Here is a 4,399-nt window from a genome sequence, read left to right on the forward strand (position 1 = left end):
CTGGGTAGGTAAGGGGGCAATCTGAACCTATTACCAGTCCTGTCTGCTATGAATCAACCTTCCCTCCACACCACGCCCCAGATTGCCACGTCGCTACCGCTCCTCGCAATGACGCACTGGGGTGAACTGTTACACGTAGGGAATGTACTACAAATGAAGTGAAGGAGATGAAGTAAGAGTCGATAAACCTCGTCAGGTTCCAGAATAGGTTCGCTACGGAAGAGACTCTTTCGGAGCTAAGGGCCTAATCATTTCTCTTTTTTACGAGGAGATTGCTTCACCTTCGGTTCGCAATGACATGGTGAATGGGATTGGTATTTCATAATTGTGAAACAGTCTCGAAGGCGGGGAGCCAGCTTTGGTTATGGGGTGGAACTACTCCGTGCCCCTTCTGAATTCCCTCCTCCGCAGGAAGGACATTTCCCAAAGTTAGCGCTGACGCCTTTACAACGAGCAGCAGGAAAGGGAGAAAGATGCGAAAAAGGATGATGGGCAAAATACTTGCAGTTTCAATGATATTACTAATCGCCGGGGCATTGATCGGTGGCTTGGCAGGGAGTGCCAAGGCCGCCGACAAGATCATTAGTCCCGATGGTTGGGCGTGGCAGAACCCTCTGCCCCAAGGGAATAGTCTTGAAGGAGTCTGGGGCAGCTCCTCAACCGATGTCTTCGCCGTGGGGGCTTTTGGCACGATCCTTCACTATGATGGCAGCGACTGGAGTGGGATGACCAGTGGCACTAGTGAACATCTTTATGATGTCTGGGGCAGCTCCTCCTCTGATGTCTTCGCCGTGGGATCCAGGGGCACCATCCTTCACTATGGTGGCAGCGACTGGAGTGGGATGACCAGTGGCACTAGTGAACATCTTTATGATGTCTGGGGCAGCTCTGGCTCTGATGTCTTCGCCGTAGGGGATTTTGGCACCATCCTTCACTATGATGGCAACGCCTGGACTCCAATGAGCAGTGGTACTACAAATCGTCTTTATGATGTCTGGGGCAGCTCCTCAACCTATGTTTTCGCCGTGGGGTGGGATGGCACCATCCTTCACTATGATGGCAGCGACTGGAGTGGGATGACCAGTGGCACCTTAGACGGTCTTCGTGGTGTCTGGGGCAGCTCCTCCTCTGATGTCTTTGCCGTGGGGGGTGATGGCACCATCCTTCACTATGATGGCAGCGACTGGACTCCGATGGCCAGTGGCACTACAAATCATCTTGATGGAGTCTGGGGCGACTCTGGCTCTGATGTCTTCGCCGTGGGATCCGGGGGCACCATCCTTCACTATGATGGCAACGCCTGGGCTCCAATGAGCAGTGGTACTACAGAGGATCTTCATGATGTCTGGGGCAGCTCTGGCTCTGATGTCTTCGCCGTGGGGGAGTTTGGCACCATCCTTCACTATGATGGCAGCGACTGGACTCCGATGGCCAGTGGCACCTCAGATTGGCTTTATGGAGTCTGGGGCAGCTCTGACTCTGATGTCTTCGCCGTGGGGCCGGATGGCACCATCCTTCACTATGATGGCAGCGACTGGACTCCGATGGCCAGTGGCACTACAAATCGTCTTCGTGGTGTTTGGGGCAGCTCCTCCTCTGATATCTTCGCCGTGGGGTGGGATGGCACCATCCTTCACTATGATGGCAGCGACTGGACTCCGATGGCCAGTGGCACCTCAGATTGGCTTTATGGAGTCTGGGGCAGCTCTGGCTCTGATGTCTTCGCCGTGGGGGGTGATGGCATCATCCTTCACTATGATGGTAGCGACTGGACTCCGATGGCCAGTGGTATCGATGAATGGCTTTATGGAGTCTGGGGTAGCTCTGGCTCTGATGTCTTCGCCGTGGGGGAGTTTGGCACCATCCTTCACTATGATGGCAGCGCCTGGACTCCGATGAGCAGTGGTACTACAGAGGATCTTCATGATGTCTGGGGCAGCTCTGGCTCTGATGTCTTCGCCGTGGGGAGGTTTGGCATCATCCTTCACTATGATGGCAGCGACTGGAGTGGTGGCCCTGGTGAACATCTTTTGGGTGTCTGGGGCAGCTCTGACTCTGATGTCTTCGCAGTGGGATCCGGGGGCACCATCCTTCACTATGATGGCAGTGACTGGACTCCGATGGCCAGTGGCGCCAGGAAATGGTTTTCTGGAGTCTGGGGCAGCTCCTCAACCGATGTCTTCGCCGTGGGGGATTTTGGCACTATCCTTCACTATGATGGTAGCGACTGGAGTGGGATGGCCAGTGGCACTACAAATCATCTTGATGGAGTCTGGGGCAGCTCTGGCTCTGATGTCTTCGCCGTGGGGTCTTGGGGCACCATCCTTCACTATGATGGCAGCGACTGGACTCCGATGGCCAGCGGCACTACAAATTATCTTTATGGTGTCTGGGGCAGCTCTGGCTCTGATGTCTTCGCCGTGGGGGAGGATGACACCATCCTTCACTATGATGGTAGCGACTGGACTCCGATGGCCAGTGGCGCCAGGATACGGTTTTCTGGAGTCTGGGGCAGCTACTCCTCTGATGTCTTCGCCGTAGGGGAAAACATGATCCTTCACTATGATGGCAGTGACTGGACTCCGATGGCCAGTGGCGCCAGGAAATGGTTTTCTGGAGTCTGGGGCAGCTCCTCCTCTGATGTCTTCGCCGTGGGGGATTTTGGCACCATCCTTCACTATGATGGCAGCGCCTGGAGTGGGATGGCCGGTGGCCCTAGTGAAGATCTTTATGGTGTCTGGGGCAGCTCCTCCTCTGATGTCTTCGCCGTGGGATCCAGGGGCACCATCCTTCACTATGATGGCAGCACCTGGACTCCAATGGCCAGTGGCACTACAAATTATCTTTTTAGTGTCTGGGGCAGCTCCTCCTCTGATGTCTTCTCCGTGGGATCCGGGGGCGCCATCCTTCACTATCGGGAGCCTGCCAACCTAGTAGTCTCCTGCGATGTGAATGGCAATGAGAAGAACTCCTTCGCCCCCGGGGAGACCGTCTATGTGTGGGGATCCAGATTCGCTGCCGGAGACTACAACATATTTATACAACCTGATGGCTCAGTTTCCGAGACTGGGGGTACCCTTGATAGCACGCTTGATCCATCCGGAGGAGCAGGAGCTCAGGAGAGTGTCACTGCCAACTCAAATGGTGACATCCCAGTTACACCGATTTGGGTGATACCTGTCGACGCCCCACCCACCGCCGAGGAGTGGGACATCATTGTTGACGATGGCGATGGTGAGTATAACGCAGCCAATGACGGCATTGATGATGCCACCTCGGTCGGTTTTGTAGCACCAGTCCCCGAGCTGCCAACCTTCGTGCTCTTCGGAGTGGGTCTTCTCAGCATTGCCGGGTACTGGAGATTCAGAAGATCACGGAACAGGCAGATGCAGACCAACTAGTTGGGAGCTTCTGACCTAGGTGAGAGGCATAGATGAGCGTAAATGTATTTATGATTGCGTGGGACAGTGCTGCACAAGCAGCGCTGTCCTTGCTTAAAAGGGGGGAGGGGTCCTCCTTTACAGGGCATAGGCACTAACTTAAGTGGAAGGGGGCAGAGAATCCCCCTAAATCCCCCTTTACTAAAAGGGGACTTCCAACCCCCTTTTAGTAAAGAGGGCAAGGGAGATTTGGATTCTAAGTTAACACTTATGCCTTTACAGGGGGCGGTGAAGAAGTGAATCTCCCCCCAGCAAGCTGGGGGCATCTGTGGCGCGAATTCTCGCTAGATTTTATAAACAAAGAGGTTTGAGCAGTAGGAAAGGGGGAAAGATGCGAAAAAGGATGATGGGCAAAATACTTGCAGTTTCAATGATATTACTAATCGCCGGGGCATTGATAGGTGGCTTGGCAGGGAGTGCCAAGGCCGCCGATAAGATAGTTAGTCCCGATGGTTGGGCGTGGCAGAACCCTCTGCCCCAAGGGAATAGTCTTGAAGGAGTCTGGGGCAGCTCCTCAACCGATGTCTTCGCCGTGGGGGCTTTTGGCACCATCCTTCACTATGATGGCAGTGACTGGACTCCGATGGCCAGTGGCACTACAAATCGTCTTTATGATGTCTGGGGCAGCTCCTCAACCGATGTCTTCGCCGTGGGGAGTGATGGCACCATCCTTCACCATGATGGCAGCGACTGGAGTGGGATGACCAGTGGCACTACAAATTATCTTTATGGAGTCTGGGGCAGCTCCGCCTCTGATGTCTTCGCCGTGGGGAGTGATGGCACCATACTTCACTATGATGGCAGCGACTGGAGTGGGATGACCAGTCCCTCCAGTAGATGGCTTTATGGAGTCTGGGGCAGCTCCTCAACCGATGTCTTCGCCGTGGGGGGTGATGGCACCATCCTTCACTATGATGGTAGCGACTGGAGTGGGATGACCAGTCCCACCAGTAGATGGT

2 protein-coding genes are annotated in these 4,399 nt (G+C 54.6%); both read left to right on the forward strand.

Annotated elements, in window-relative coordinates; all coding sequences use genetic code 11:
- Nucleotides 1–473: 473 nt before the first annotated feature.
- A complete protein-coding gene (locus tag SVU69_13580; protein ID MDY6944028.1) occupies nt 474–3,401 on the forward strand; it encodes a hypothetical protein in 2,928 nt (975 codons plus the stop codon).
- A 571-nt stretch (nt 3,402–3,972) separates the two neighbouring features.
- The coding region (locus tag SVU69_13585) for a glucosyltransferase-I (GenBank protein MDY6944029.1) at nt 3,973–4,399 on the forward strand (427 nt) is incomplete at its 3' end.

This window comes from Pseudomonadota bacterium (assembly GCA_034189865.1).
Taxonomy (GTDB): domain Bacteria; phylum Pseudomonadota; class Gammaproteobacteria; order UBA5335; family UBA5335; genus JAXHTV01.